Annotated in this window: 19 protein-coding genes and 1 pseudogene; 12 read left to right on the forward strand and 8 right to left on the reverse strand. The window is 40.6% G+C overall.

The features are described from left to right. Positions 1–2: 2 nt before the first annotated feature. Genes EES38_RS15210 through EES38_RS15220 form a run of 3 tightly spaced genes read right to left on the reverse strand, consistent with a single transcriptional unit; the run spans position 3 to position 5,987 of the window. The gene (locus EES38_RS15210) at positions 3–614 is read right to left on the reverse strand and encodes a hypothetical protein (protein ID WP_124938070.1); all 612 of its coding nucleotides are present in this window, start codon (positions 612–614) and stop codon (positions 3–5) included. Continuing rightward, positions 589–4,476 carry a hypothetical protein gene (locus tag EES38_RS15215; protein ID WP_124938071.1) on the reverse strand — a complete coding sequence of 1,296 codons (3,888 nt, stop codon included), beginning with the start codon at positions 4,474–4,476 and terminating at the stop codon, positions 589–591. Before EES38_RS15215 ends, EES38_RS15210 begins: the two co-directional genes overlap by 26 nt. Next, a complete protein-coding gene (locus EES38_RS15220) occupies positions 4,476–5,987 on the reverse strand; it encodes a tyrosine-type recombinase/integrase (RefSeq protein ID WP_124938072.1) in 1,512 nt (503 codons plus the stop codon). Before EES38_RS15220 ends, EES38_RS15215 begins: the two co-directional genes overlap by 1 nt. Before the next feature lie 113 nt (positions 5,988–6,100). Here EES38_RS15220 and nrdD point away from each other — a divergent pair. The 3 genes and pseudogenes from nrdD to EES38_RS15235 all read left to right on the forward strand — a co-directional run. Beyond that, a pseudogene (gene nrdD, locus EES38_RS15225) lies at positions 6,101–7,369 on the forward strand (anaerobic ribonucleoside-triphosphate reductase); the annotation flags it as partial. Between the two features lie 12 nt (positions 7,370–7,381). Beyond that, the gene (gene nrdG / locus EES38_RS15230; RefSeq protein ID WP_124938073.1) at positions 7,382–7,843 is read left to right on the forward strand and encodes an anaerobic ribonucleoside-triphosphate reductase-activating protein; all 462 of its coding nucleotides are present in this window, start codon (positions 7,382–7,384) and stop codon (positions 7,841–7,843) included. Positions 7,844–8,095: 252 nt separating this feature from the next. Then, positions 8,096–8,692, forward strand: a complete 597-nt coding sequence (locus EES38_RS15235) for an ATP-dependent zinc protease family protein (RefSeq protein ID WP_124938074.1) — start codon at positions 8,096–8,098, stop codon at positions 8,690–8,692. Between the two features lie 26 nt (positions 8,693–8,718). Here EES38_RS15235 and rlmC read toward each other — a convergent pair whose 3' ends face one another. Continuing rightward, complete coding sequence (gene rlmC, locus EES38_RS15240; protein ID WP_124938075.1) at positions 8,719–9,849, reverse strand: 23S rRNA (uracil(747)-C(5))-methyltransferase RlmC; 1,131 nt, start codon at positions 9,847–9,849, stop codon at positions 8,719–8,721. A gap of 108 nt (positions 9,850–9,957) precedes the next feature. Between rlmC and EES38_RS15245 the strand changes: the two genes are divergently transcribed. The 3 genes from EES38_RS15245 to EES38_RS15255 all read left to right on the forward strand — a co-directional run bounded on the left by EES38_RS15245 (position 9,958) and on the right by EES38_RS15255 (position 11,922). Continuing rightward, positions 9,958–10,299: a DsrE family protein gene (locus EES38_RS15245; RefSeq protein ID WP_124938076.1), complete on the forward strand. Its 342-nt coding sequence runs from the start codon at positions 9,958–9,960 to the stop codon at positions 10,297–10,299. Between the two features lie 17 nt (positions 10,300–10,316). Next, positions 10,317–10,865: a nucleotidyltransferase family protein gene (locus EES38_RS15250; RefSeq protein WP_124938077.1), complete on the forward strand. Its 549-nt coding sequence runs from the start codon at positions 10,317–10,319 to the stop codon at positions 10,863–10,865. A 142-nt stretch (positions 10,866–11,007) separates the two neighbouring features. Further along, positions 11,008–11,922 (forward strand): sensor domain-containing diguanylate cyclase, encoded by a 915-nt coding sequence (locus EES38_RS15255; RefSeq protein WP_124938078.1) that lies wholly within the window; start codon positions 11,008–11,010, stop codon positions 11,920–11,922. 83 nt (positions 11,923–12,005) lie between these two features. On the opposite strand, the gene EES38_RS15260 is transcribed toward EES38_RS15255, so the two are convergent. After that, positions 12,006–13,325, reverse strand: a complete 1,320-nt coding sequence (locus EES38_RS15260) for a ferredoxin reductase family protein (RefSeq protein WP_124938079.1) — start codon at positions 13,323–13,325, stop codon at positions 12,006–12,008. Positions 13,326–13,535: 210 nt separating this feature from the next. Between EES38_RS15260 and EES38_RS15265 the strand changes: the two genes are divergently transcribed. Beyond that, a complete protein-coding gene (locus EES38_RS15265; RefSeq protein ID WP_124938080.1) occupies positions 13,536–13,802 on the forward strand; it encodes a type B 50S ribosomal protein L31 in 267 nt (88 codons plus the stop codon). 1 nt (position 13,803) lies between these two features. Next, complete coding sequence (gene ykgO / locus EES38_RS15270) at positions 13,804–13,947, forward strand: type B 50S ribosomal protein L36 (RefSeq protein WP_124938081.1); 144 nt, start codon at positions 13,804–13,806, stop codon at positions 13,945–13,947. 153 nt (positions 13,948–14,100) lie between these two features. Here ykgO and fruA read toward each other — a convergent pair whose 3' ends face one another. From fruA to fruB, 3 genes are read right to left on the reverse strand one after another with little or no spacing between them, the layout of a single operon-like run. Continuing rightward, complete coding sequence (fruA, locus tag EES38_RS15275) at positions 14,101–15,828, reverse strand: PTS fructose transporter subunit IIBC (protein WP_124938082.1); 1,728 nt, start codon at positions 15,826–15,828, stop codon at positions 14,101–14,103. Positions 15,829–15,846: 18 nt separating this feature from the next. Beyond that, complete coding sequence (gene pfkB / locus EES38_RS15280) at positions 15,847–16,794, reverse strand: 1-phosphofructokinase (protein ID WP_124938083.1); 948 nt, start codon at positions 16,792–16,794, stop codon at positions 15,847–15,849. A 6-nt stretch (positions 16,795–16,800) separates the two neighbouring features. Beyond that, positions 16,801–17,940 (reverse strand): fused PTS fructose transporter subunit IIA/HPr protein, encoded by a 1,140-nt coding sequence (gene fruB / locus EES38_RS15285; RefSeq protein ID WP_124938084.1) that lies wholly within the window; start codon positions 17,938–17,940, stop codon positions 16,801–16,803. Positions 17,941–18,288: 348 nt separating this feature from the next. Here fruB and cra point away from each other — a divergent pair, with 348 nt between their 5' ends. The 4 genes from cra (at position 18,289) to EES38_RS15305 (ending at position 25,648) form a co-directional block, all read left to right on the forward strand. Then, a complete protein-coding gene (cra, locus tag EES38_RS15290) occupies positions 18,289–19,272 on the forward strand; it encodes a catabolite repressor/activator (protein WP_124938085.1) in 984 nt (327 codons plus the stop codon). Between the two features lie 80 nt (positions 19,273–19,352). After that, the gene (locus EES38_RS15295) at positions 19,353–20,501 is read left to right on the forward strand and encodes an exonuclease SbcCD subunit D (RefSeq protein ID WP_124938086.1); all 1,149 of its coding nucleotides are present in this window, start codon (positions 19,353–19,355) and stop codon (positions 20,499–20,501) included. After that, on the forward strand, positions 20,501–23,542 hold the full coding sequence (locus tag EES38_RS15300) for an AAA family ATPase (protein WP_124938087.1): 3,042 nt from the start codon (positions 20,501–20,503) through the stop codon (positions 23,540–23,542). Before EES38_RS15295 ends, EES38_RS15300 begins: the two co-directional genes overlap by 1 nt. Positions 23,543–23,629: 87 nt before the next feature. Continuing rightward, entirely contained in the window at positions 23,630–25,648 is a 2,019-nt protein-coding gene (locus EES38_RS15305; protein WP_124938088.1) for a hybrid sensor histidine kinase/response regulator, read from the forward strand. Positions 25,649–25,689: the final 41 nt, after the last annotated feature.

The raw sequence follows: 25,689 nt of genomic DNA on the forward strand, positions 1-25,689 counted from the left end.
TGTTAGTCTCCAGACTTCGGTGATGTGCGTTTTTGCCATTCAATATATGGAGCTAGTAATTCCGATGTCATTAACGTTTCACCATAAGATACTATTGTTCCCGTTTTTACATCCAGCTCGATACCCAATTGTTCTTCGGCAAGATAGTCCAGTAAAGTAGCTAATACTCTGCACAGTTTTTCAACTTTAATGTCCATATCTCTGTGTTTATTGGCATCATCAATTGTTAGGCGGTGATCTGATGCATGTGCAATGGCAAGTCGAGCCTGGTCTAGGGATTTTTCTGCTTTCTTTAACTCTTGCTTTAGGAGCCCAATTTCAGATTCATAAATCGCTTTTTGATGAACCCAATTTTCAGGCATCTTGTCTTCAAATGATACTAAAGAAGCGGATTTTGGTATGATTTTAATCAGTGTCGCTTCTAAGTGATGACGGTAGTTACCACCTTTCTTCAAAAGCGTGGAATATCCAATACCAGTGGTCTCACTCACTTTTTTAGCGAGCTTGTCTATATTAGTTATATCCCGCTTCAGTGACGAATGCTGACTAATTTTATCCAGTACTTCACGCAAATGTTTAATTCGTTGATTAACTAGCGATTTTCTCTGGTTCATAAGTGGATAACCCTTTGATAATGCGTTGCTGAAGATTATTTGATGGAACAATCATTTCGCTTAGATTTGCTTCTAAAACGTTATAGATTTGTTCACGAGTAATGATGTTTGACTCAATCATACTGATAATGGGTGACATGATGTGCCGTGGGTCAAGTGACTCGTTAATAAAGTGCTTAGCTATTTCACTTGCAGCATCAGGGGACATAGACATTGCTTGTGTTAATATTTGTCGCTCTATACGCGATACAATTTTACTAAGTTCCGGACTATTTAGTGAAGGGACATCACTAATATTGCTCATGTGGCCATAAAATAGCTCAGTGTATGTTCGTTTCTTTTTTTCGCATTTGATTGAATCACACAGCAATTTAGGTGCAGGTATTACAAACTTGTTCATCACGGAATTGCCTTGGCGCAGTTTATTTTGCCTGGTTTCTTCCAGTGTTTTCTCCATTGTTTGCCAACCGATTAGCTCTGAATTCTGTATAGCTATTTCTTGCTTAAGATCTTGGATCTCGGCTTTATGAAGTTCTTTGTCATTTATTTTGTTTTGATTTAATTGTTTGAGCGTACATGCATTTGCATTTACTTCGAGCGAAAGTTTTTGAATCATTCTTGATATTGAAAGTAAATTATCAATATGTGAAATTTTAATTCGACAGATACCACAACGTTGATGTCCGCCATTTTCAGAAATAATATCTGGAGGGCATTCCATGTTATGAACACACACATGGGTAGCACAATATGCAATCATTGAATTTGGGGTGTTATCCAGTAATTCTAATCCAGTTTTACGTTGAATCTGTTCTCCTGAATCATCGATAGTTACTAGTGGTATAGAGGTAAATCCGTAAAGTATTTTTGTCTGAACTGGATTTGTTTCGTAACTCGTTTTTACGTTGCTTTGTGATACATAATTAGTTGGAATTTTTTGTTTTTCTCGTTGCGACGAAGCACTTTTGACAATCATCATCTGACCAGAACGAAATTCACCAATGTACCGTGCTATGTCTTCTTCCTGTTTAACACCATAATATATTGTTGTCGCTGGGTTCATATGACCAACCGTATTTGAAAGAATCGGGAGTGGTATATATCCAATTCTATGACTTACAAATGTTGTACGAGTCGAATGGGGAGACATCAGTGCAAGAGCTTTCACTCGATGTCCCTCTCCATCAAAATTGTATTTTTCCATGTCAGTTTGAGTTTTGACCGTTGCTCGGCTAACAAAGTTGCTATCAGCACTTATGTTATTTTCAACAGTTTGGGCGTTCATGGAATCTTGAGTAGAAAGAGGGACCATTTTGATGAATTGGGAACTTCCAATGGACTCAGTAAATGAATGGTTTATTACCGACTGGCATATGCCTAAAAAACTTCGCCAAATCGCAGTCCATGCGTTTTCTGTATATGCTTTACCGCTGACATTTCTCATTAGGACATCAATCTGTTGTTCGGTAGAATCATATTCAATTAAATCATCTACATCCGTTCGTAAACGTAGAAACTCCCGTTCAGCCCTTAGAACATTTATGACGTCAATATGAGCTGGAGTTGACCATTCTCGTTTTCGGGTTTTATCAGTGCTAACCAGTAGTTCTACAATATCATTTAGTTCTGTTGGGTCGACTTTGTTGTCAAAGTATCTGGCATCCAGATATCTTATATGCTTGTGCCTTAGACCTTGTTCTAAGGCAACAATAAACCCACGTAGAGCCCCTAATAGTGGCACTATTATGCGTTCACCCTGAATATTAATAAACGAGCTTTTGTTCATGGAATATAGATTTGAAATCAGCTTACATGGCTGATCAAGACGAACATATTTGTATTGTAGTGATTCATCAACAATCCAAATTATTGGAGAAAGCCCAGCCGTTGGTTCATTCATAACCATTTCTTTAAGTCTTTTATCCTGGAGATTTTTACTTTCTCCTGCACGTAGTGCGTTTCTATAGGCAGTGATTGGAACAACGTAGAAAAATGAATTCGCAATGTTATTTTCAGTCGAAGAACTAATGTCGTAATTTAATTCAACAACACCAATAGGAGTTTGACGCATCGCTGTAGACATTTTTATAAAACTGTATGGATTGTCATTTGTATTATTAGATAGTTTTTCAAAACCTAATAGTTCTCTAGAATCCCCTTTTAGCATTCGTTCTTGTAAATAACGACCAAGTGCCTCAAGTGTGTAGGCTATTTGCAATACAACCGCAAACTCATCACGTTGAAAGACTTTTTTGACAGACTCTTTGAGGGAGTTAAGGCGGATACCATTATTTTCTGCATGCCAATGTTGCGTAAATTCTCTGGGAAAGAGCAGAGCAGCACCGTCACCTACATGTGTTTTGTCAAATGCATAGTTTAAACCTACCGACATTAGAGCACTTCGTACCCAAGTGGCGTTTCTTTCTGTATGTGATAGTACAAATTCAGCTAGACTACGCGGCCAGGTTTCAGTGTCGATATCTTCATTGCCAAATGAGCGAACAACGAATGTTTCTCGATCTAAATCTTTGAAGAAATGGGGAGGAGTAATTCCTTGTTTTTTTGCAGAATCAGGAAACATGTCGCACCAACAGGCAACGTAGGTAATGTACTTATAAATGATATTCCAACCAGTCTGTGCTGAAGTTTTTGAACCTTTTTTAACTTGTTTTCTGAAGTGATTCTTTTTATATTCATCCCAAAAATTAAAAGATGGACTATTTTCTATTAATCCATATTCCAATAGTTTGCTTGTTGTTGAAAAATCATTATTCACGAAAAATTGATATAGAGTTTTTTCGTCTTGTTCAAAAATTACTTCGTTATAGTCAAATTTATCCAAAGATTGCAACTGTAATATTTCTGAACGTAAACGGTCATTTATGGTTTTTGAATGGCCCGATAAAGTGTCCCTTTTGTGGCAACCTAAGACAGTGTTAAGGGCTTTTAATTTTAGCAGGCGAGAGCTTATTGCAGGCATTGGTACAACCGAATTTGATAATGCTTTGTAGATGAGAGCATCTGACGGCTTTTTTCTATTTAATAGCTTATCTAATACCACGAATTTTGTAGCAGAATCGTATGAGTTAATGTGAACATCTTCAATAGAATATAGTCTGCTACAGTAAACGAGGTTGTGGGTTGTGCCTAATCCGGCCAAATTTTTTCCGATTTTCTGTGTAATTAGCATATGTTCAATTTCACGAGCATCATCAAAACCAAAAAAAATTGCTTCAAATTCCTTTTGCAAGGATGCCAGATAATCGTCTGTGGCATCATATAGAGGAGGTTTTGTAACTCTCTGATTTCTTTTGAAAGTTGTAAATTTATTTATATCGTTCCAATCAATTTTCAAATTAACAGAAATTGGCAGCACGATTAGTTCTTCACGCCAAAGTTTGATCAGAATAGATTTTGCAATAAAAATAAGATGTCTCAGGAGAGATCTACTAATTTGTTCCGGTTGAATTCCAAATAAAGGGGTAAGTTTATGAATTCTTTCAAGATACCTAATAGCAGCTTGATGTGATATTTGATTAGGATTTTTAGCTTTCATTTTTTGAGTAAGATATAAATTGTCACTAGAACATTGAGTCGCGATTTCTAGTACTGCCTCCGTGTCGGCCGTGATATTATCTGCAATTTCGTAAGCTAGACATCTCATATCCGCAGTACCATAAGTTATATTATGGGGAGAGTTGAGTAGATCCATTTCGTCTACACAAAATTTCTTTTTAACGCCTATTTTGGAAAATAAATCGTACATTTTATTACCAAGTTCTAAGGCTATAGGGCGAATACGTTTATTTGCTGCATCTTTACCTCGTGGATATATTATTTTGTTAGTGACATTAAATGACATTACTTGTTCTCCAGTTTTGTGAGGGCATGTTCAATTTTTCGGGCTTCAGCTAGGTGATAATTTTTAATTCTTTGCATGTTTAATTTCTCCTCATTCAGATTCATAGCCAGCATTTCGCGTGCATTACGATGTTCCATCTTGGCCTTTTCTGTAACGTCCCTTTCATAATTCATAGTGCTAGTGAGATTCACATGACCAATCAAGCTTTTAACAACTTCTAAAGGATAACCAAATACCAGGCGCTCATTTCCATCAGGGGCTATGATTCGTCGCGGAGCTTCATTGTGTAGATAATGAACTTGTGCATGTCTGCAAAAATGTGGGCCCGAAACAGATTTTTCTGGTATACCTATTTCGAGTAATTTCGATTTAAAATGTTTTACAAGGTTTGAGTGGGAACGTTTTTCATCTGCTCGTAATGTAAGCAATAGTGGGCGCCCAACTCTGGGACCTTTGGTAAAGGTGAATAAGAAATCATGCGAATAATCAGTTACTTGATTTTTTATGTAATGGTTGAGCTCTCGCCAAAAAATATCTTCCGCTATACCAAAGAGTAGGACTTCGTCGTTTAATGTATGGCGGCCTTTCCATGCTGAACATATTCGGCACTCTTCGTCAGATAAGCCTCTTTTGCTGATGCTATCTTGGGGCATGAAAATTCGATGCTCTGTAAAATTAATGTGGCATAGTTGCAGTAGGATTGCTTCGGATATTCGTAATCCAGATGCAAACATCAGCGCATATAGAACTCGGTCCCGAAGACTTAAAGAATCTAGGTTGAGCAACTCTTCAATTTGCTGTTGAGATATTTCTACTTTGTTGCGCACTTTACTGTCTTCAACTGCTACTCGGTCGAATATACGATGTTGCTTAGCATGAATATTTTTGATTCCAAGAACGCCTCCGATCATCGTGTTCTGTTGCCAAAACTTTTTTTGAGACAGTGAAATTTCATTGGATTGCCAGACTTGCTCGAAGATAGGTTGATATGAATTCTCGACAGGAGATATTCCTATCTCTCGGCACATTTTTGTATGCAATGCGGATGCATAGCGTTCAGACAATGTAATGTATTTCTCTACAGCATTAATATGTAGATTTATTGAATTTCCAGTCAATCTAGGGCGGTAGTCTTTCATCAATTCTCTGATAACTGCGACATGGTGAGAAATTGATAGTCGTTCTTCTCTGTGAATGTAATCCACATAACCCATTACACATTTTCTGCAATATGACAAATCCACCTGACCAGTAGCTCCCATGATTCCTGCAGCGTGTAGATAGTCAATAAATTTAATTACAGCTTCTCGATAGCTATTGATTGTGTTCGCACTTAGTGTTCTTCCACGACCGGAAGTGTCTTGTTGAAGATGAGATGCAAATGCAGTGAACTCAATGATCTCTTCGTTATTGCTTATACGAAATAACTTGTGAGTTGTTGTTTCGACAATTTTATCGTTGATTGTCGTAATAAGCTTTTCAGTTTTGTAGGAGACATATTTTAGCTTCATGAGAATTGAATAACTCGATATATTAATATAGTAATAATTTAAGTTATTGTTATTAAAAGGTCAAAGGAGAAATAATCATAAATATATAGTGAGAATATTTAGATTTACTACATAATGGACAGACACCATTTGTCACCTTTGGGTTTGGTCTTGGGACCAGTTGGGAGTCAAAGCTCATTCAAAAATCGATTCTTAAAAACCGTATCGCTGGGCTGGGTAAAAACCATAAAACGGCGGTATTCCCTAAATTAGTATTCGCGATTAAAGATGGTCTTAACTTCAAATCAGACGATCCAAATTACGATGTAAAAGAGTTAGCACTAGAGTGCGCGACTAAACGTATGTATCCCGACATTCTTAACTACGACAAAGTTGTAGAAACAACTGGGTCATTTAAAACCCCAATGGGTTGCCGTAGTTTTCTTGGTGCTTATGAAGAGAATGGTGAGCTGGTACATGACGGTCGGAATAATCTGGGTGTTGTCAGTCTTAATCTGCCTCGTATTGCTCTGCAAGCTCATGGGGATAGAGACACGTTTTATCAAATTCTCGATGAGCGGTTAGAGCTAGCAAGAAGAGCGCTTGAGACACGTATCAGTCGTCTTGAAAAAGTAAAAGCTAGGGTAGCACCTATCTTGTACATGGAAGGTGCCTGTGGCGTGCGCTTAAAAGCCAACGATTCAATAGCTCATATCTTCAAGAACGGACGGGCGTCGATTTCACTAGGCTACATTGGTATTCATGAAACCATCAATGCGTTATACCACAATAAATCTCATATCTTTGATGAAAAAGTGTTACGCGAAGAAGGTGTTGAGATTATTCGTCGCTTAAAAGATGCGACGTTACGCTGGGCGAAAGAAACTGGATACGCATTCAGTTTATACGGAACGCCAAGTGAAAATTTGTGCAATCGCTTCTGTAACCTTGATACAAAAGAGTTTGGTGTGATTGATGGTGTAACCGATAAAGGCTACTACACAAACAGCTTCCACCTTGATGTGGAGAAAAAAGTAAATCCTTACGATAAAATTGATTTCGAAATGCCATATCCTCCTTTATCAAATGGTGGATTTATCTGCTATGGTGAGTTTCCTAACATGCAACGTAACGTAGAAGCTCTTGAAGATGTTTGGAACTACAGTTACAGCCGGGTCCCTTATTACGGAACGAATACGCCAATTGATGAGTGTTATGAGTGTGGATACACCGGAGAGTTTTCTTGTACTAGTAAAGGGTTTGTTTGTCCTAAATGTGGCAACCACGATACGACGAAAGTTTCTGTAACTCGCAGAGTCTGTGGTTATCTTGGCAGTCCGGATGCAAGGCCGTTTAATTTCGGTAAACAAGAAGAAGTGAAACGCCGTGTGAAACATTTGTAGATGAAGCAATCGATGAATTATCACAAATACTATCCAGTCGATGTGGTCAATGGGCCCGGAACACGTTGTACATTATTTGTTTCGGGTTGTGAGCACCAGTGCAAAGGATGCTACAACCAATCAACTTGGTCGCTAAACTCGGGATTTGAATTTTCTCAGTCGATGGAAGATCAAGTTATTGCGGACCTTAACGATGATAGGATCAAGCGCAGAGGGCTATCCCTGTCAGGAGGAGATCCACTTCATCCCGCGAACGTAGATGCTGTGCTGAAGCTAGTTAAGCGTGTCAAAGCGGAATGTGTTGGTAAAGATATTTGGTTGTGGACTGGATACACATTGTCACAATTATCACCACAACAGGAGCAAGTGTTGGAGTGGATTGATGTTCTGATTGATGGCAAATTCGAACAGAAACTCGCCGATCCTTCGTTGTTGTGGCGTGGCAGCTCAAATCAAATTATCCACGAGTTCTAGGCGTTTATTACTAAATTACTATGTTACAAGAGTCGTTTTATACGGCTCTTTTTTGTCTGTTGTTATGACCGTTTACCTATGTGCTGTTAACCCTTATTAAAATTTCTTTCTATAATTTAGTCAGTTTATCTGGTTCATTTGACTTATAAATGACATTTTCTAGAGGAAGATCTTGAACTTCAAATGGTATCTTGAGTCCGAATAAAACAGAGAAAGTAAATCATAAAAACCAAAGTAATAAACGAGGATCAGATGCAAAAACGCTGGAAAGTTGCCGTCATGCTAGTCTCCATGGGACTATGGGGATGCTCTAATGCAAGTACACCAGATACTGCTAATAACTCTCAAAAAGATAAGGATAAAATAGAGTCTGCCGAACGGTTATCTGGCGCTCAAAGGGCTCCCGACATTGAAGAGATTAAGCAGATTCAGGGTAAATTAATATTGGGCCAGAAAGAGTGGGTGAGTTTTCCAAGTGTGGATAAAAGTTACCGGGCCCGAGTGGATACGGGAGCAACGACGTCTTCTCTGAGTGCATACGATTTGAAAGTATTTGAACGCAATGGTGAGAAATGGGTTCGCTTTAAAATTAAAGACAAAAATAGTCTGAGCGATGAACTCGTGTTACCGGTTAAGCGTTGGGTTAGAATTCGTCAGGCGAGTAATGAAGAGGGTGAACGTCGTCCTGTCATTGAAACTTGGCTCAAAATTGGTGACAAGGTTGAAAAAACCGAGTTTACCCTCGCAGACCGCAGTCATTTGTCGTTTCCAGTCCTTCTTGGACGAAGCTACATTGAGGACTTTGCTTTAGTCGATGTGAGTCGACGATACATTCAAGGGCGCCAATAATACCATATTGAGACTTAAAGCCAGTATTACACTGGCTTTTTTATGAGTTCGACTGCCGCTTCTAGATGTGGAGTATGCGGAAACATATCAAACCCCTGTGCTCTTACGAGCGTATAGTCCAACAGTTCCAAATCTTTGATAAGTGTATCTGGATTACAGCTCGAGTAGATGATTTTTTTCGGGCTAATACGATTTAAGATTTCAACCAAGTCTTTCCCCAGTCCGCGGCGTGGTGGGTTAACGATAATTAAGTCGGGTTTATTTTCGCTGGATTCACTGAATTGACGACTATCTAGTGCTGCAAATTCAATGTTATTTATTCCAATTAACTTTGCTGAGTGCTGGGCACTCCGAATGGCTTCCGGCTCTATCTCTATCCCTGTGACTGATTTTACGTACGGTGCACAATGCAGAGCAAACCCTCCAACACCACAAAAAAGGTCCCATATATTTTCGACATTTGACTCTTTAACCCATTTGGCAACGGTTTTATAAAGTTGTTCAGCAACCCGGGAGTTAGTCTGGAAGAAGCTCTTAGGTCTTATAGATAGCGGAATTTCGTTGAGAATTTCAACAATCTCATGTTGTTCAGTGAGAAAAATTTCTTTTTCGCCTTCTAGGCGGGCCATATGAACAGGTTGAATGTTAACAGTAACAACTTTTACTTTGGGAAAGGTGCTTAAAAGTAAAGGGAGGTTATTCGTTATTCTATTCAGCTGATTTTCACTGTGCATAATGAATCGAATCATCACATCCTGATTCGCAGTGCTTTCAGTGATTAATATATACTTTAACTCACCTTTCCGTTTGATTTTATTATACGGAACTAAGCCAGAGTTTTGCATCCATGCGGGAAGCGCGGTAATCAGATCTTGTAAGCTTTGTGTGTATAATGCGCATTCACCCAGACTCACTGGCTCGCCGCTGCTAACAGATTCTATACCTAATATAGGCGACTGTGCGACGCCTAATACAACCATTTTCGCCTTGTTACGACATCGAGTTTCAGCACTGGTAATGAGAGGTAGCAGTTGTTTATCGGAGATGTTTAATTGTCGCTTAAGTCGGGTTTGTTTTTGATTAATTTGTTCAGGGTAGGAACAGTCTATATGTTCACATGAGTGGCATTGTGCATTAGCATGGTAGGCGCAAAACATCAGATTTTCTATGGAATAAGTAAAATACAAAGTCTAAAAATCTCAGTGGAAAAGACCACTCCAGTTTGTTATCCAGACCACAACTAAAATTAATTAAGGTAGCAGTACATGAATAAAGTCAGGGTCATTTTTCATATTGATGAGTTCGCTAAGTGGCCGTTACTTCTTGCGAATCTAAGGAACTTAGTTAATGTTGCTGACATTACTCGATCAGAGATAGAGGTATTGGCAAATTCAGAGGCCGCCAGGGGCTGCCTTGATGCGGGTGAATATTCGGCAGAAGTGAGTCGGCTAAGTGGGAGCGGTGTCATGTTTAAAGTCTGCCAAAACTCACTCAATGGTCAAAATATAAGTCTCGTTGAATTAAATACTAATGTAAAAGTGGTCTCAGTTGGCGTTCTTGATCTCATTGAGCGTCAAGCTGATGGACTTGCTTATATCAAGCCATGACGATTAGGAATGTTGTAATGGTTAGCGACTATCATTCAAAAGTGATTGAACTCATTCAACGCGATACTTTGCGAACAACAGTATTAAAACTTGTGTATGAGTTGAATATTCCTCAAAGCTATGTCGCGGCGGGATTTGTTCGAAATTTAGTTTGGGACCATCTCCACAACAAAGAAACGTCAACACCACTCAATGATGTTGATGTGATCTATTTTGATGCCGCTGATCTTAGTATTGAGAGTGAACAGTTATACGAGCATCGTCTTAGAGATAAATTACCTCTCAATTGGCAAGTTAGAAATCAAGCGCGAATGCATTTGGTCAATAAGGATAGACCTTATACTGATATTCTTGATGCGATGGCTTTTTGGCCGGAAAAAGAAACAGCTGTTGCAGTCAGAAAGACTTGTGATGGCTACAAGTGCATTAGTGCGTTTGGTTATGAATCATTATTTGCACTGCACATTTCACATAATCCGCTTAGAAGTACAGAACTCTTTGAAAAGCGAGTGATTCTTAAAGGTTGGTTACAAAACTGGCCTTTATTAACGGTGTATAAAAATTAATTAATACTTCGGTTTTATAATTCAGATTAAAAACTTGCTTTTGCTATCGTTTATGCCTTTTATTACCTATGCACCCCAAAAAGCAATTGCTGATTACAAACGTCATAGAAATAAACACTTAAGAATAAGCAGAGAGTGGTAAATGGAAAACTCGAATGGGTTTCTAAAGCTGGTTCTAGACACCATGGATGAACACGTAGTGGTTATCGATAAACATGGTGCGATAAAATTTATCAATCAATCTTGGCACGAATTTGGTGAAAAAAATAATTGTTCGTTTTCGCGAGCGTCATGGAAAAAGGAAAATTATTTAGAGGAATGTGATAAAGCTAAGTGTCAGGGTGATGGTTTTGGTGCTCAGGCAGCAAACGGTATACGACAAGTAATTAATGAGGAACTGGTTAAATTCACGATGGAATATCCCTGCCACAGTTCAGATTGTGAGCGATGGTTTGTTATGAAAGTGACTCCATTCTTTTATGAAGAGGAACGTTACTTTGTTATATGCCATCAGGATATTACCGAGCGTAAGCTTGCTGAAGAGGCGTCCATTGCTCTGGCAAGAACTGATGACTTAACCGGTGTGGCTAATAGACGAACACTTGATGAGTTTCTGGAAACCGAATGGAAACGCAGTCTACGTCATCAGAACCCCATTCCCATTTCAATCGTCGATATCGACCATTTCAAAAGAATCAACGATAAATATGGGCATCAAACTGGGGATGATTGCTTACGACTCATCGCGCATGCGTTAAAAAAATACGCATCTAGAGCAGGGGATATTTGTGCTCGCTATGGTGGTGACGAATTTGTTTTAGTTTGGTCTGGTATCAGTTATCGAGAATCTAAAGCACTATGTAAGCGAATTCTTGAGGCGATTGACGAACTTATACTTCCGCAAGTGATGGTCGAGAATGAGGAGAAAATAACGGTCAGTATTGGACTTGCTTGTAGTACTCCTACCTTTAATGGTGTCTTTACCGACTTGATAACACTTGCTGATGCAAAATTATACGAGGCAAAAGAGCAGGGGCGCAACCGGGTCCAGTATTGACTATGGATTTAATGAGCAACAATCCATCCTTGCTCAATTCTGGAGCGCTGATAAATATGCGCCCCAGAGTAAAGTTGATGCATCTAACGCATAATGAATTTTTCGCTATGAAACTGCCCTTCAGGTAGCCCCATCGATGTAAGATCACGAGCCAGTTGTTCGGCAAATTTGATTGGCCCACAAAAACTGACGGCAGTATCGTTACAAATTGTTGTATTCGATGCGATTTGATTGGCTAATAGCCTTTCCCCATCTTCCTCTGTGATAACGTGTAATCTGATGTTTGGCGATTTAGCTGTGAGTTCTATAATTTGCTGCAAAAAATACGATTCCTTTTGACTCCGCCGACAGTAGTAAAAATCAATACTGTTCTTTGACGAAGCTGACGTTATTTTACTTAGTCCGTGTAACCAGGCGATAAAAGGAATAATGCCAATACCAGCACCGACCCATATCTGTTTTCGTTGCTGGGGTATAGAGAAACGACCATAGCCACCTTCAACGGTTACACACATCCTGTCATTAATGGTATTCATTAATGACGTTGTATAGTCACCAAGCTCTTTTATTGCAAATTCGATAGTATGAGTCGGTTTGTCGTAATTGAGAACACTGAACGGATGCGGTGACTCTCCATCAAGAAAATCGATGTAGGCAAATTGTCCTTCACGGTATGTTATTTCTTTTTCGAGCTTGATTTTAATGTGCAGCACTTTTGGTTGAGAAGGGGCTACTTGTATAATTTGATGGCTACTGATGACACCTTGCACTTTATTATTTCGACCGATTTTTCCTGTTAGAGAAATTACTGAACCAATAACACCGACGATGCTCATGAGTATAATCGTTGTGTCTAAAGCTACTGAAGGCCAGTTTAAATCCATGATAATGACGCTGTGAAAGGCACCTGCAATAAATATGGCACCCGCTAAATTATGCGTAAATTTGAATTTTTTGTAGCTAATCAGCTGAATTAAGCTAATTGCAGCAAAGATAACAAATACATAAAACGTGTATTCACCAACGATTTTCGCAAGGTGAGTCCAGTTTATCCCCTCTATGGCATGTCTGGCACCGCCGCCGCGATGGGGACGCTCTAATAAGCCAGCAGAGATTAACCATTTCGCAGATTCGATAATCACCCAATGCAGAACTAAAAAAACGAGAGCACCGATACCCATTTGTTTATGTAATGAATAGCCTTTGTCTAAGCCATTTAGTTTGTCTTCAACCCATTTTAGCCTTAGCGCAAGTACTACTGATATTGTCATACATGCGAAGCCTATAAGCCCAGTCAAAATAGTTAAGTGATGGCGCCAAAAGAAAAAACTGGCATCGTCAGAGTAATTCAGTATGACAGTGGGAAACCAAAGCACAAGACTGATTATGATGATGTATTTCATGAGAGTTACTCTCGATTTTATTGGTCTTATCAATAGATTAATATGAATTACCCCCTGAGCAATAGTGAATCCTGTTTCACTTACCTAACTTTGCATTACTTTACATATGCGATAAAAGTTAAATGAGAATAAAAATCACTAATTATTTGTTGATAGCAATTATCATTTGTATTATTGTTATGTTATAACGTTTCTTTTTGGGAGGGAATTATGAAGTCAAATATACACCCTGAATATCGTACAGTCGTTTTTCATGATACGAGTATTGGTCATTACATGTTGGTTGGATCAACATTGAAAACAGATAAAACAATCGAGTGGAAAGATGGAAAAACATATCCATATCATGCCATTGAAGTTTCTTCTGAATCTCATCCTTTTTACACTGGCAAACAGCGTGTTGCGAGTAAGGAAGGACGTATCGCTAATTTCAATCGCAGATTTGGCAATATGGGTTCGAAAGTAAAAGGGGAATAACGTGCAGGTACTAAGTTCACTAAAGTCCGCTAAAAAGCGTCATCGTGACTGCCAGGTCGTCAAGCGCAGAGGGCGTATTTATGTCATCTGTAAGAGTAACCCGAGATTTAAAGCGGTTCAGGGTAAGACCAAGAAAAAGAAATAAGCTAAATTTTTGATTAGAGGGCGTACTGTTTACAGGCGCCTTTTTTGTTTTTATTGAAAAGAAAAAAGCCAGCGAAGGAGCTTTCGCTGGCGAAGGTCACATAGACTCAATGGGGGGAGCTTTACATGATAAACTCCAATATCGGGATTTAAATTATGCTTTTGCTGCTTTCGCTGCTGCGCTTTGTTTAACCATCGCGTAGCCAAATCCTGTGATTGCTGTACCGACTGCAATTGCGACTAAGTACATAAGCACTGGTGAGATTGCGCCAGGGATAGCAAGTACAAATAGTCCGCCATGAGGAGCCATTAGTTTTGCACCGAAGAGCATTGAAAGAGCACCTGTTACCGCACCACCAATCATACAAGATGGGATAACGCGAACTGGATCTTTCGCTGCGAAAGGAATCGCACCTTCAGAGATGAAACATAGGCCAAGTACAAATGACGCTTTACCTGCTTCGCGTTCGCTTGCTTCAAATTTGTTGCGAGCGATGAATGTTGCTAGACCCATACCAAGCGCTGGAACCATACCTGCTGCCATGATAGCTGCCATTGGTAGGTATTGTTGAGACGCAAGTAGACCAACACCGAATGTATAAGCGGCTTTGTTCACTGGACCACCAAGGTCGAAACACATCATAGCGCCAAGAATAATACCTAGCATAACCGCGTTAGTTGAGCCCATACTGTTTAGGAACTCAGTCATTGCGTTCATGATAGAAGCAACTGGTCCACCAACAACGTAAATCATAACTAAGCCAGTGATTAAACTTGCTAGGAATGGAATGATCAGGATTGGTTTTAGTGCTTCCATTGACTGAGGTAACTTAACGTTATCGGCAATCAATTTGGCAGAATAACCCGCGATGAAACCTGCTGCGATACCACCTAGGAAACCAGAACCGATTGATGCGGCAAGTGAACCTCCGATTAGACCAGGTGCAAGTCCTGGACGGTCAGCAATCGAGAATGCGATATAACCAGCTAAGACAGGGATCATCAGCGCAAACGCAGAACCTCCACCGATTTTCATCAGAGCTGCTGCAAGGGTGCCTTCTTCTTTAAATGCTTCGATACCAAAAACAAATGACAATGCGATGATCAAACCACCCGCTACAACGACAGGAAGCATGTGAGATACACCGGTCATCAAGTGCTTATAAACACCTTTTTTCTCTTCAGATGCTTCGCTGGAGCCTTTTGCAGAACCGCCAGAGTAGACTGATGCCTGGGCAAACGCCTTCTCAAGTTCTTGCTCTGTTTTCTTCAATGCTAAACCAGTGCTGGTTTTATACATTTTTTTACCGTTGAAGCGATCAAGAGGAACTTCGATATCAGCTGCGATAATAACCAAATCCGCTTCTTCGATCTCTTGCGCAGTGAGTTGGTTTTTTGCACCAACAGAGCCGCGTCTTTCAACTTTAATTTGGTGGCCTAACTGAGCGCCTTTCTCTTCCAGAGCTTCAGCAGCCATGAAAGTATGCGCGACACCAGTAGGGCAAGCTGTGATAGCAACGATTTTCTTACCAGCAGAAGGTGCTGGAGCTGCTGCAACTGTTTCACCTACAGCCAATACTTGTGCTTTTTCTGATGCTGACTTCAGGAATCCAACAGGATCCGAAGTACACTCAGCGATGTCTGCTTTGTACACTTTTTTACCAACAAAACGAGTGGTATCGACATCAGTGCTGGCAGCGATGATAACAAGTTCTGCTTCTGAGATTTGAGCGTCTGTTAAAGTGTTTTGTTCCACAACAGATGATTGACACTCAATGTTAGCAGACCAACCTAATGATTTTGATGCTTGCTCAAGTAAGCCCGCTGCTAAAATGCTATTTGCTACACCACTTGGGCATGCTGTAATAATGGCAATTTTCATAGTTTACGACCTTTTGTTCTAGTTACTAGCTTCAGAGCTATGTAATTGGACTTGTTGTTGTAGGGTTGCTAATTCCTTAGCGTCAGACATACCTACACCGACTTGTGTTACAGCGAGAGCTGATAAAGCGGTTGCAAAGGTAAGTAATTCCTCTTTCGGCATTTCTTGCATGTGTCCCCAGCAAAGACCTGCCACAAGAGTGTCTCCTGCGCCAACCGTACTCACGACTTGCATGCGAGGTGGTTGAGCACGTAGCCACTCGTTGTTGTTAAGCCACATCACACCATTTGCACCCATAGACACAACGATATTATCGATGTTCTTTGACGCAAGCGTTGCAGCAGCTGCTTTGCACTCATCAATAGTGCTAAGTTCTTTACCAACGAAGTATGACAACTCTTCGTCGTTAGGTTTAATTAGCCAAGGTTTGGCATCAAGCCCTGCAGTAAGCGCATCACGACTACTATCGAACATGACTTTTTTACCCAATTCATGGAGCTTTTCGATCCAAGATGCGCAAAGAGATGGCGATACACCTTTAGGCAAACTTCCCGCCATCACGAAGTACTCATGGTCTTTAGCAAGACGCTCTAGAGTTCGTTCAAATTGTTCGATTTCTATTGGGGTTACGGTAACGCCAGGGAAGTTGATATCACTGACTTCGCCGTTTTCTTCAACCAATTTCACGTTGATACGGGTTGCGCCATTAACACGAACAAATTCATCTTTCGCGTTCATCTCGTCGAATAACTGACAAAATGGTTCTTGATTATCTTTACCCAAAAATCCTGTCACGGTCACTTCTGCACCGAGATCACTCAATACCTTAGCGACATTGACACCTTTACCGGCAGCATGGAGGTCTGATTCACTTACCAGACTAACTGAACCCACATTGAGTGTTTCAATAGCGCCAGTTAGATCAAGTGCTGGGTTGAGGGTAATGGTTACTACTTTCTTAGTCATAATAACTTAACCTTCACCTAGACCAGATTCGATAGCGGCACCTAGCGCAGCCAATGCTTGTTGTGCATCTGCACCGTCAGCAGTAAATTGAAGTTTATGACCACATTTAACGCCCAGGGCGATGACTTTCATCAGACTTTTCGCGTTTACTGATTTTCCATCACCATCAAGGTTTGTAACTTTGATACTACATTCGAATTTTTTCGCTTCTGCTACCAACATAGCGCCCGGACGAGCATGAAGACCGTGTGGGTTTTTGATTGTAAATACCGCCGTGTTTTCAGCAGCTTCACCTTCGGCAACTGCTTCTTCTGCTAGCCCGAATTTAACTAACACTTGTTTCGCATCGGCAGCGTTAGCCAAACTGTCATGCTGTTGCTTAAATACAAGATCAGTTAGTTTTGCTAATAGAGGTTGGTGAGAACCGTTACAGGCTGCTACAGCAACAAGTGCTTTTACCGGTTGTCCATCGACATCAAAAGCATCGGTTGCAGATACGAATGATAAACCTGTGCGTTTTACCGCCTTGTCACTGCTCACTAACCATAGACCTTTGCCTAGGTGAGTCGCTTGTTTTGTAACGAGGTCTGAAACGAAGTCGTTTTCAACACAGCCTTTGTTCTTCAAGAGACCGCCCGCAACTGCAGATAGCTGAACAAAGCCAGTTGCTGGGAATTGGGTTTGAATTGTTGATTCATCGAAATCAGCATCGAACTGAACTTCGCCATTCAACAAACCAATGATGTCATCAGCAGACTTAGCTGTTTTTAGCTTGTCTTCGACGCCATCGGCTGAAAGCACTTTTGTTAATTGTTTTAGGATACCTAAATGTTCATCAGACTTAGCCGCAATGCCAATAGCAACATACACTGTGTTGCCGTCGCCCCAGTCAACGCCTTCCGCGAAGTGATGAACAGCAACACCTGTTTCTTTAACAAGAGAGCGTGTATCGGTTGTTCCGTGAGGGATAGCAATACCGTTACCTAAAAACGTCGAGTTTTGTTGTTCACGGTTTAGCATACCTTCAACATAGCCAGCGTCGACTAAGCCTTTTGTTGCTAGATCGGCAGCAATTGAACGGATAGCATCCAGTTTATTTGAATGAGCTTGGCCCAGTTGGATGTTACTTGGATTGAGTTGTAGCATTTTGTAGCCCCTATATGCCTTGTTGGCAAAAATTTAAAACCAGATCAATCACTCCAGCTCTCTATTTTATCTTTATGGAACTTCAAATGAGTGATGGAGATTTCTCTCCGCTTGATCTATGCTGAATCGGTTCAGCTTTACTTCAAAAAATTCAGCAAAACCCGAAACTTGACGCTTAATTATTGAGTCCATTAATACTTAGTATATAAAACTCGATTTCGCTATCATTTTTTGATTTTGCTGAATCCTTTCAGCTTCAATACTGAATCGGTTCAGCGTATAATGCAATAAGATTGAGGATCAAAAGATTAATTCTATGATCCACCGCACGTTTAAAGAGTGGGATATATGACTTTAGATGAAGTTGCTAAGCTTGCAGGTGTATCAAAGACTACCGCAAGTTATGTAATAAATGGTAAGGCTCAAAAGTATCGTATTAGTGAGCGGACACAGCAGAAGGTCATGGCCGTTGTTGAACAGCATAATTATCGCCCAGACCATGCGGCGTCTGCGTTACGTGCTGGGAACAGTCGTTCGTTTGGTTTGATTATTCCAGATCTGGAAAACACCAGTTACGCAAAGTTATCTAAGTTGCTGGAGCAAAACTCTCGCCAAGCCGGCTATCAGATCCTCATCGCTTGTTCGGATGATGACGCGGAAACGGAAAGGTCAGTTGTTAGAACACTGATTTCCCGACGTATTGATGCGCTTTTCGTCGCGAGTTCTATTCCGGAAGCCAGTGAATATTACACTGAGATTCAGCAGTCCGGCACACCCGTTATCGCGATTGACCGCCCGATGGACGACGAATATTTTTCCTGTGTTGTGAGTGAAGATTTTGGCGCAGCAAAAGATCTCACTGAATCGGTTATTCAAAAAGATGTTAAGACAGTGGGGTTGATTGGAGCACTACCAAACTTAAGTATTTCGAAAGATCGTCAACTCGGATTTGAGGACGCGGTAAAGCAGCAGAAACGTCAGATGTTGATTGGCTACGGACGTCAATTTAATCGTGAAGAAGGGAAACAAATTTTTCTTGATTGGATTCGTCTTAATTGTTTACCTGACGCTATTGTCACCACGTCATTTACCTTACTTGAAGGTATTTTGGATGTGTTATCAGAACGTCCTGAACTGATGACTGAAATCCGATTGGCGACATTTGGTGATAATCGTTTACTTGATTTCTTGCCAATGAAAATCAATTCTTTACCACAACAATTTGAGTTAATTGCTGATAGTGCACTGGAGATTGCACTTAATGCGTCGGCAAAGCGCTACCAGCCTGGGATTGAACTGATACCAAGAAAGCTTAAAGTTAGAGCAAAATAGCCAACCATCTAAGTTAAGCTGTTTAGAAAAAAACAATACTTCAGTATGATATGCCTAGAGAACATTTATTCAGGCATATCATGAAGTTTATCCATACCTCTGACTGGCATTTAGGGCGTCAGTTCCACAACATTTCTCTTGTCGACGATCAGCGACAAGTTTTGTCACAGTTAATCAACTACATCAAAACGGAAAAAGTCGATGCGTTAGTCATTGCTGGGGATATTTATGATCGTGCGGTCCCGCCAACATCGGCAATAGAATTGTTAAATGAAACGGTTCAGAGTATATGTGGCGAATGTGGTATTCCTTTGATTTGTATTCCTGGTAATCATGATAGTGCTGTGCGTCTAGGATTCGCATCTAATCAGATGGAAGCATCTGGCTTGCATATTTTGTCCTCTGCACAAGATTTCAACGCCCCAGTAAGAATAACCGATGAAGCAGGTGAAACCACTTGCTTTTATGGTATCCCTTATCTGGATCCTGAAACTGCTCGCGACAAACTAAATCATCCCTTTAAAACTCACGATGACATCTATTCTTTTTTGGGTGAACAGCTCCGTGAAGCTATATCAACAGGGGAGAACAATGTACTAATTGCTCATTGCTTCGTGGATGGGGCGGATGAGAGTGACTCAGAGCGACCACTGTCTATTGGTGGTGCTGATCGGGTAAACTTTCAGCATCTAACTGGGTTTGATTATGTTGCGTTGGGTCATCTTCACCAACCTCAATTCCGTGGTATCGAGACGATTCGTTATTCTGGTTCTCTTCTGAAATACAGCTTCTCTGAGCAGCATCAGAACAAGAGTGTCACACTGGTTGAATTAAAAGCAGGAGAACCCGCTCAATTAACCAAATTACCGCTGACATCTTCACATGATGTCCGAGTGATTGAAGGCTACTTGGACGACATTATCCAGACGGGGATGACTGATGCCAATGCTCAGGATTACATCATGGTCAGACTACTCGATAGCCATGCGATATTAGAACCAATGGAAAAATTGCGTTCTGTATATCCGAACGTACTTCACCTTGAAAAGCCTGGGATGCTAAGAGAGCTTGATGCACCTTTAACTAAACCGAACGCTGCGCACAATGAAATGGATATGTTTGCCGATTTTTTCAGTCAAATCCAAGGCGAGGAGCTCTCAGATGAGCAGCGCCAAGTTGTTAAGACTGTGATTGAAGATCTTGGTCGAAATGAGGAGACAAAAGCGTAATGAAGCCAATTTGTTTAGATATCCATGCTTTTGGTCCTTTCGCAACACATGAAAAAATTGACTTCGCTTCTTTAGGCTCGTCTCCTTTCTTCCTGATTAATGGCCCCACAGGAGCAGGTAAGAGCTCTCTTTTAGATGCGATTTGTTTTGCGCTATTTAATGAAACGACTGGTAGTGAACGAAGTGGCGATCAAATGCGTTGTGACTTTGCCAACAAAGAAGACGTTACGTCCGTAAGTTTCGAATTTGAATTGGGTGAAAAGCGCTATCTTATCCAGCGTTCTCCAGAGCAAATGTTGCCTAAAAAAAGGGGGGATGGTTATACCAAACAAACGCATAAAGCGACATTTTATGAGTTAGTTGATAATGAAGAAAAGCTGATCTCGAATAAGCCCGCCGAAATTCAAAAAGAAATTCACAGTCGCATTGGTTTAACCGTGAAGCAGTTTCGACAGGTTATGGTGATTCCACAAGGACAGTTTCGAGAGCTGCTGCTAGCCTCATCCAAAGATCGTGAGCAAATACTGGGTCAGCTATTTGAAACGCATACCTACTTAGACATAGAGCAGGTATTGGCTGATAAAGCTTCTGGCATTCGTAAGCATAAAGTGGAATTAGATCAACAAATCTCGGGTCAATTAGATGTTGCTGGAGTGAGTGATGAAGAAGAATTATTGGCACGGCAAACGGAAGTTGATTCTGAGCTGGCATCTCAAGCCGAGATATTAAAAACGAAAAGATCGGAGTATGAGCAGATTAAGTCGGATGTTCAGGCTGCCACTCTGTTGAAGGACCGCTTTCATAAATTAAAAGCCACTGAGTCACAATTGATTGAGCACAAGGCCTCTGGTTCAACAATAGATTATAAGAGACAAGAACTATCCCTTGCGAAAAAAGCCAGTTGGATTGTCCAAGATTACCATAATCTCACCTCAATCACTCAGCGTATAGACCAGACTAAAAAGGACCAGGTTCAGGTAACGCAGAATTTAGACGCTGCAACGACTCAACTCAGTCAACTCAAGTCCACCTTGTTTGAGCTGGAAGCTATACGTGGACAATTGCCTCTATGGCGAGACGAGCTTTATCAATTGAAGTCACGCAGAGAGCAATGGATACAAACAAACCAGTTAGTTCAAAAGCTCGAGACAAAAGCGGCAGAGTTGGTTTCACTCGAAGGTCGAAATCAAAAGTTTCAGAAAAAGCTGGATGAATTAGCACAAGAGCTAAAAGAGACTGATGAACAAAAGCTGTTGTTGAGCAAAAGGCGAGATACATTACCTATCGTTAAGCAGGAACTTCAGTACTTAAGTGATATCAAGTTATCATTGATTGAGCGAGATAAGCTGCAAACAATGATAACCAAATTGACGAGAGAAATTGAGCAGCAGCGAGCAGTTCAACACTCACTCCAAATCGAAAGCCAATCGCTAGAAAACAATGCTCTACGATTGGAATTGAGTTGGGTTTCCAACCAAGCCGCAGAGCTTGCAGCGAGACTTGAAGTCGGACAGGCCTGTCCCGTTTGTGGAAGCGTTGACCATCCAGCATTAGCCAAATTCACTGGTGACTTAATTGGTAAAGCCGACGTTGATAAGGCCAGGAGGTTATGGCAACAAAAGAAAGAGGAATGGTCAAAAGTTGGTAATAAGCTAGCGTCACTTGATACAGAGCTTATCAATGCGAAAGACAGTTATCATGCCGTAATTGCTAAGTTAGAGAAAATGCCTTCTGATTTGGATGAGGGCGATATAGATAAACGTATTTCCATAGTGGAAAAAGACGTTGCAGAGATTGAGGGGATTGACCTCAAACCATTGGAAGAGAAAACGCAGCATATACAAAGTCGGATCGACAACGGTGCCCGAGAGCAGACTCAGTTGGAGCAACAACTCGAAACGATTAGGCATGAAACGACATTGCTTGAAGGGCAGATAGAAGCCTATAAGAAAGAAGAGAACCAAGCGGGCACAATAACGGAGATTGATGACAATATCCGACGCTTAGAGAGTCAAATCAGTCAATTTGAGCAGCGTGATGTGCAAACGCAGAAGCAAAGAGAAGAGGCTGAAACTCGATGTTCTGTTTTAAAAGCTCAATTAGATAAATTGACTGAGCAGCTTATTCAGTCGGAAACCGAACAGGTTCAGTTGCATGAACACTGGGTCAGTGTTTTGAGAGCGAGTGAGTTTGAATCGACAGAAGAGTTCATCAAGGCAAAAAGAGAGCATGCTGACATTCAGACTCTCGAAGTTGATATCAAAGGGTTTGATGATAAAACACTGACCCTGACAACGACGCTAAGCAATTTACAAGCTGAGTTAAGTGGTAAAGATGAACCACAAATAGAGTACTGGACATCCTTATTGAATGCGAAGCAGGCTGAATTGGAACAGGTGAACCAGGTCGTAATGACATTGAATGCCGATCAGTCACGCTTATCCAAAGTAAAAGAAGGCATTGTTGTTATTCGAAAGAAAAATGTTGAATTAGAACAGCAGTATTCTGTTTATGGAACGTTAAGTGATGTTGCCAGCGGTAAAAATGGATCAAGAATCAGTCTGCACCGTTTCGTCCTCGGGGTTTTACTCGATGACATATTGATCCAAGCCTCACATAGGCTGCGTCATATGAGTCAGGGACGATACAATCTCTATCGTAAAACCGACCGTAGTAAAGGAAATGCAAGTTCGGGGTTAGAGTTAGTTGTCGAAGACAGCTATTCCGGGAAAAGTCGAGATGTGGCTACGCTTTCTGGGGGAGAATCTTTCATGGCGGCGTTAGCTTTGGCTCTTGGTTTGTCGGATGTGGTTCAATCTTACAGTGGAGGTATTCGACTCGATACGTTATTTATTGATGAAGGTTTTGGTAGCCTAGATACTGAAGCTCTTGATCTGGCATTACAGGTACTATTGGAGCTTCAGAGAAGCGGTAGAACAATTGGCATCATTTCTCACGTTAATGAGCTGAAAGAGCAAATTTCTTGCAGAATTGACGTGATTCCGTCAACGGTTGGTAGTCGAATTCGCATAATTAATTAGCCGTTTGTTTTAGATCATTGCTTGATATCAGAACCAGTGTATTTTCGGTCTGAATCTATATAAGTATGTGATTTTTAATAAACAGGCATGGACGACATAAAGCGATTGTATCAATCTGTTGAACCAAACCTGACTGCGATTGGATGGATGGGAGCGGTTGGGTATCTGGGGTATTTTTTCGTTTGGGAGAAAGTCTTTTTACTCAATTACGAATCACTGGCCCTTAGAGTGTTATGTGCGGCTATGTACATGGTATTGATCATAAGGCATTTTCTACCTGCAAATATTAGCCGTATCTTGCCCGTATATTATTACGTTGTTGTTGGATTCAGCTTGCCCTTTACTTTCTACTATATGGTTTTAATGAATAGTTGGATTGATCTTTGGGCAATGAGTTTTATCGCCAGTATCTTTCTTCATATACTGTTGGTTCAAAGTATTCGACTCGTGATCATTCAATTGCTTGTTGCTATACCTCTGGCATACGCGGCTACGTTTTGGCAACTGGGCTATACGCCACATGAACTACTCCATTTAGCCTATTTACCCATCATCCTGTTTTCCTATATTTATGGTCTAGCATTTTTTTCTTATCATCGTTCCAGCTACGAATCCAAGATTTCTGCTGCACAGTCTTCAGGAGCATCGATTGCACATGAAATGAGAAATCCGATGTCGATTCTGCAGTCATCTATTGACGCTGTACACTCCTTTCTCAGAGCACATCGGTCGTTGGCTCATGAAAATGAGATTCGAATTAACAGCACCGATATTGACGATATGCTTAAAATTCTCGATCAGTCAGACAAAACATTGTCTTCAGCAAATGATGCCATTGATTACATATTGTCGTCTGTTGGAAAAGGAAGGTTCAGCCGAGATAAATTCGCCATCTATTCTCTTAACGACGTCATTACAAACGCGGTTGATTCCTTCGCGTACACTCATCAAAGCCAACGGAATCAAGTATCGATTGAAGTCACTGAAGACCTGTATTTTTTCGGTAGTGATATTCTTCTTAAGTACACATTGTTCAACCTGATTAAAAATGCGTTCCAATGTCAGAACCGTAAAACTGTAAATATTTCGATTCGTGTTTTTAAACAAGCTAATAAACCTTGTGTGCTTATCAAGGATGATGGATCTGGAATTGAGCGAAATCGGGTGACTAGAGTATTTGATGAATACAATACGTTTGGGAAGAAAGATGGGGTTGGTTTGGGACTGGCTTTTTGTCGTCGTGTCATGACATCGTTTGATGGCTCGATAGATTGTCGTTCTTTGAAAGGGCAATGGACTGAGTTTCAACTGACCTTTCCAGATTCCAAAGTGCTTAATCAGATTGAACACAACAATAGAACCAATGCCAAAGAACCCGTTATTCTCTATGTAGGGGAGAAAGATGAACACTTCGATGCACTAGCTTCATGGACAGATTCAATCCCTTTTACACTTGAGGGAGTCTCACTACATCGAGCGACACTACTAGACTTGACTCGCTACGATGCAGTATTTGTGAACAGCGGCAATATCCAATACCAAATGACAGATTGGATAGATTTTACGCGGTGCGCAGAAAGAGACCAGGTGCTTAAGTGCTTAATATCTCCAGATGAAAACCAGCGTAATTTAGCGATTGGTAAGAAAAAGGAAAGCTACGTGATTAGCTATCCTGAATGGCAGAAAAGAGGTCAGTATGTCGTTAGTCAGCTATTGGAGGAACAAAAACATCGTCGACGTAATAAAAAGAATATCTTGTTAGTCGAAGACAATGTGTCAGTTAGTTCTATAACTGAGATTATATTGCGTCAGGCGGGGTTTAGCGTACACACCATTCAAGATGCAAATCAGGCCTTACATTACCTTAATAACCAGTCAGTTGATTTGATTATGCTTGATATGAACATTCCCGGGATCACTGGAGTTGAGCTGATCCGAACACTGAGAAATACATTGGCACATTATAAAGATGTTGTTATTTTAGGCTATACGGGCGAATCCTCGACAGACATTATTCAGCAGGCGTATTCGGCTGGAATGGATGATATGTTGGTGAAACCCGCAAATAAAAAACAAATTATCGCAATGCTAGATAGATGGCTTTAGCGGACATAATAAAAATGACAATATGTTAAGTTAGTAGGTAG

The organism is Vibrio viridaestus (genome assembly GCF_003856525.1).
Lineage (GTDB): Bacteria > Pseudomonadota > Gammaproteobacteria > Enterobacterales > Vibrionaceae > Vibrio > Vibrio viridaestus.

Bases quoted from the DNA above. Each gene is read 5' to 3' on its own strand.
- EES38_RS15210 (WP_124938070.1), bottom strand. From the start codon at position 614: ATGAACCAGAGAAAATCGCTAGTTAATCAACGAATTAAACATTTGCGT.
- fruB (WP_124938084.1), bottom strand. From the start codon at position 17,940: ATGCTACAACTCAATCCAAGTAACATCCAACTGGGCCAAGCTCATTCA.
- EES38_RS15245 (WP_124938076.1), top strand. From the start codon at position 9,958: ATGAATAAAGTCAGGGTCATTTTTCATATTGATGAGTTCGCTAAGTGG.
- pfkB (WP_124938083.1), bottom strand. From the start codon at position 16,794: ATGACTAAGAAAGTAGTAACCATTACCCTCAACCCAGCACTTGATCTA.
- EES38_RS15300 (WP_124938087.1), top strand. From the start codon at position 20,501: ATGAAGCCAATTTGTTTAGATATCCATGCTTTTGGTCCTTTCGCAACA.
- rlmC (WP_124938075.1), bottom strand. From the start codon at position 9,849: ATGTTTTGCGCCTACCATGCTAATGCACAATGCCACTCATGTGAACAT.
- EES38_RS15235 (WP_124938074.1), top strand. From the start codon at position 8,096: ATGCAAAAACGCTGGAAAGTTGCCGTCATGCTAGTCTCCATGGGACTA.
- EES38_RS15260 (WP_124938079.1), bottom strand. From the start codon at position 13,325: ATGAAATACATCATCATAATCAGTCTTGTGCTTTGGTTTCCCACTGTC.
- nrdG (WP_124938073.1), top strand. From the start codon at position 7,382: ATGAATTATCACAAATACTATCCAGTCGATGTGGTCAATGGGCCCGGA.
- EES38_RS15220 (WP_124938072.1), bottom strand. From the start codon at position 5,987: ATGAAGCTAAAATATGTCTCCTACAAAACTGAAAAGCTTATTACGACA.
- fruA (WP_124938082.1), bottom strand. From the start codon at position 15,828: ATGAAAATTGCCATTATTACAGCATGCCCAAGTGGTGTAGCAAATAGC.
- EES38_RS15215 (WP_124938071.1), bottom strand. From the start codon at position 4,476: ATGTCATTTAATGTCACTAACAAAATAATATATCCACGAGGTAAAGAT.
- EES38_RS15305 (WP_124938088.1), top strand. From the start codon at position 23,630: ATGGACGACATAAAGCGATTGTATCAATCTGTTGAACCAAACCTGACT.
- EES38_RS15255 (WP_124938078.1), top strand. From the start codon at position 11,008: ATGGAAAACTCGAATGGGTTTCTAAAGCTGGTTCTAGACACCATGGAT.
- cra (WP_124938085.1), top strand. From the start codon at position 18,289: ATGACTTTAGATGAAGTTGCTAAGCTTGCAGGTGTATCAAAGACTACC.
- EES38_RS15250 (WP_124938077.1), top strand. From the start codon at position 10,317: ATGGTTAGCGACTATCATTCAAAAGTGATTGAACTCATTCAACGCGAT.
- EES38_RS15295 (WP_124938086.1), top strand. From the start codon at position 19,353: ATGAAGTTTATCCATACCTCTGACTGGCATTTAGGGCGTCAGTTCCAC.
- EES38_RS15265 (WP_124938080.1), top strand. From the start codon at position 13,536: ATGAAGTCAAATATACACCCTGAATATCGTACAGTCGTTTTTCATGAT.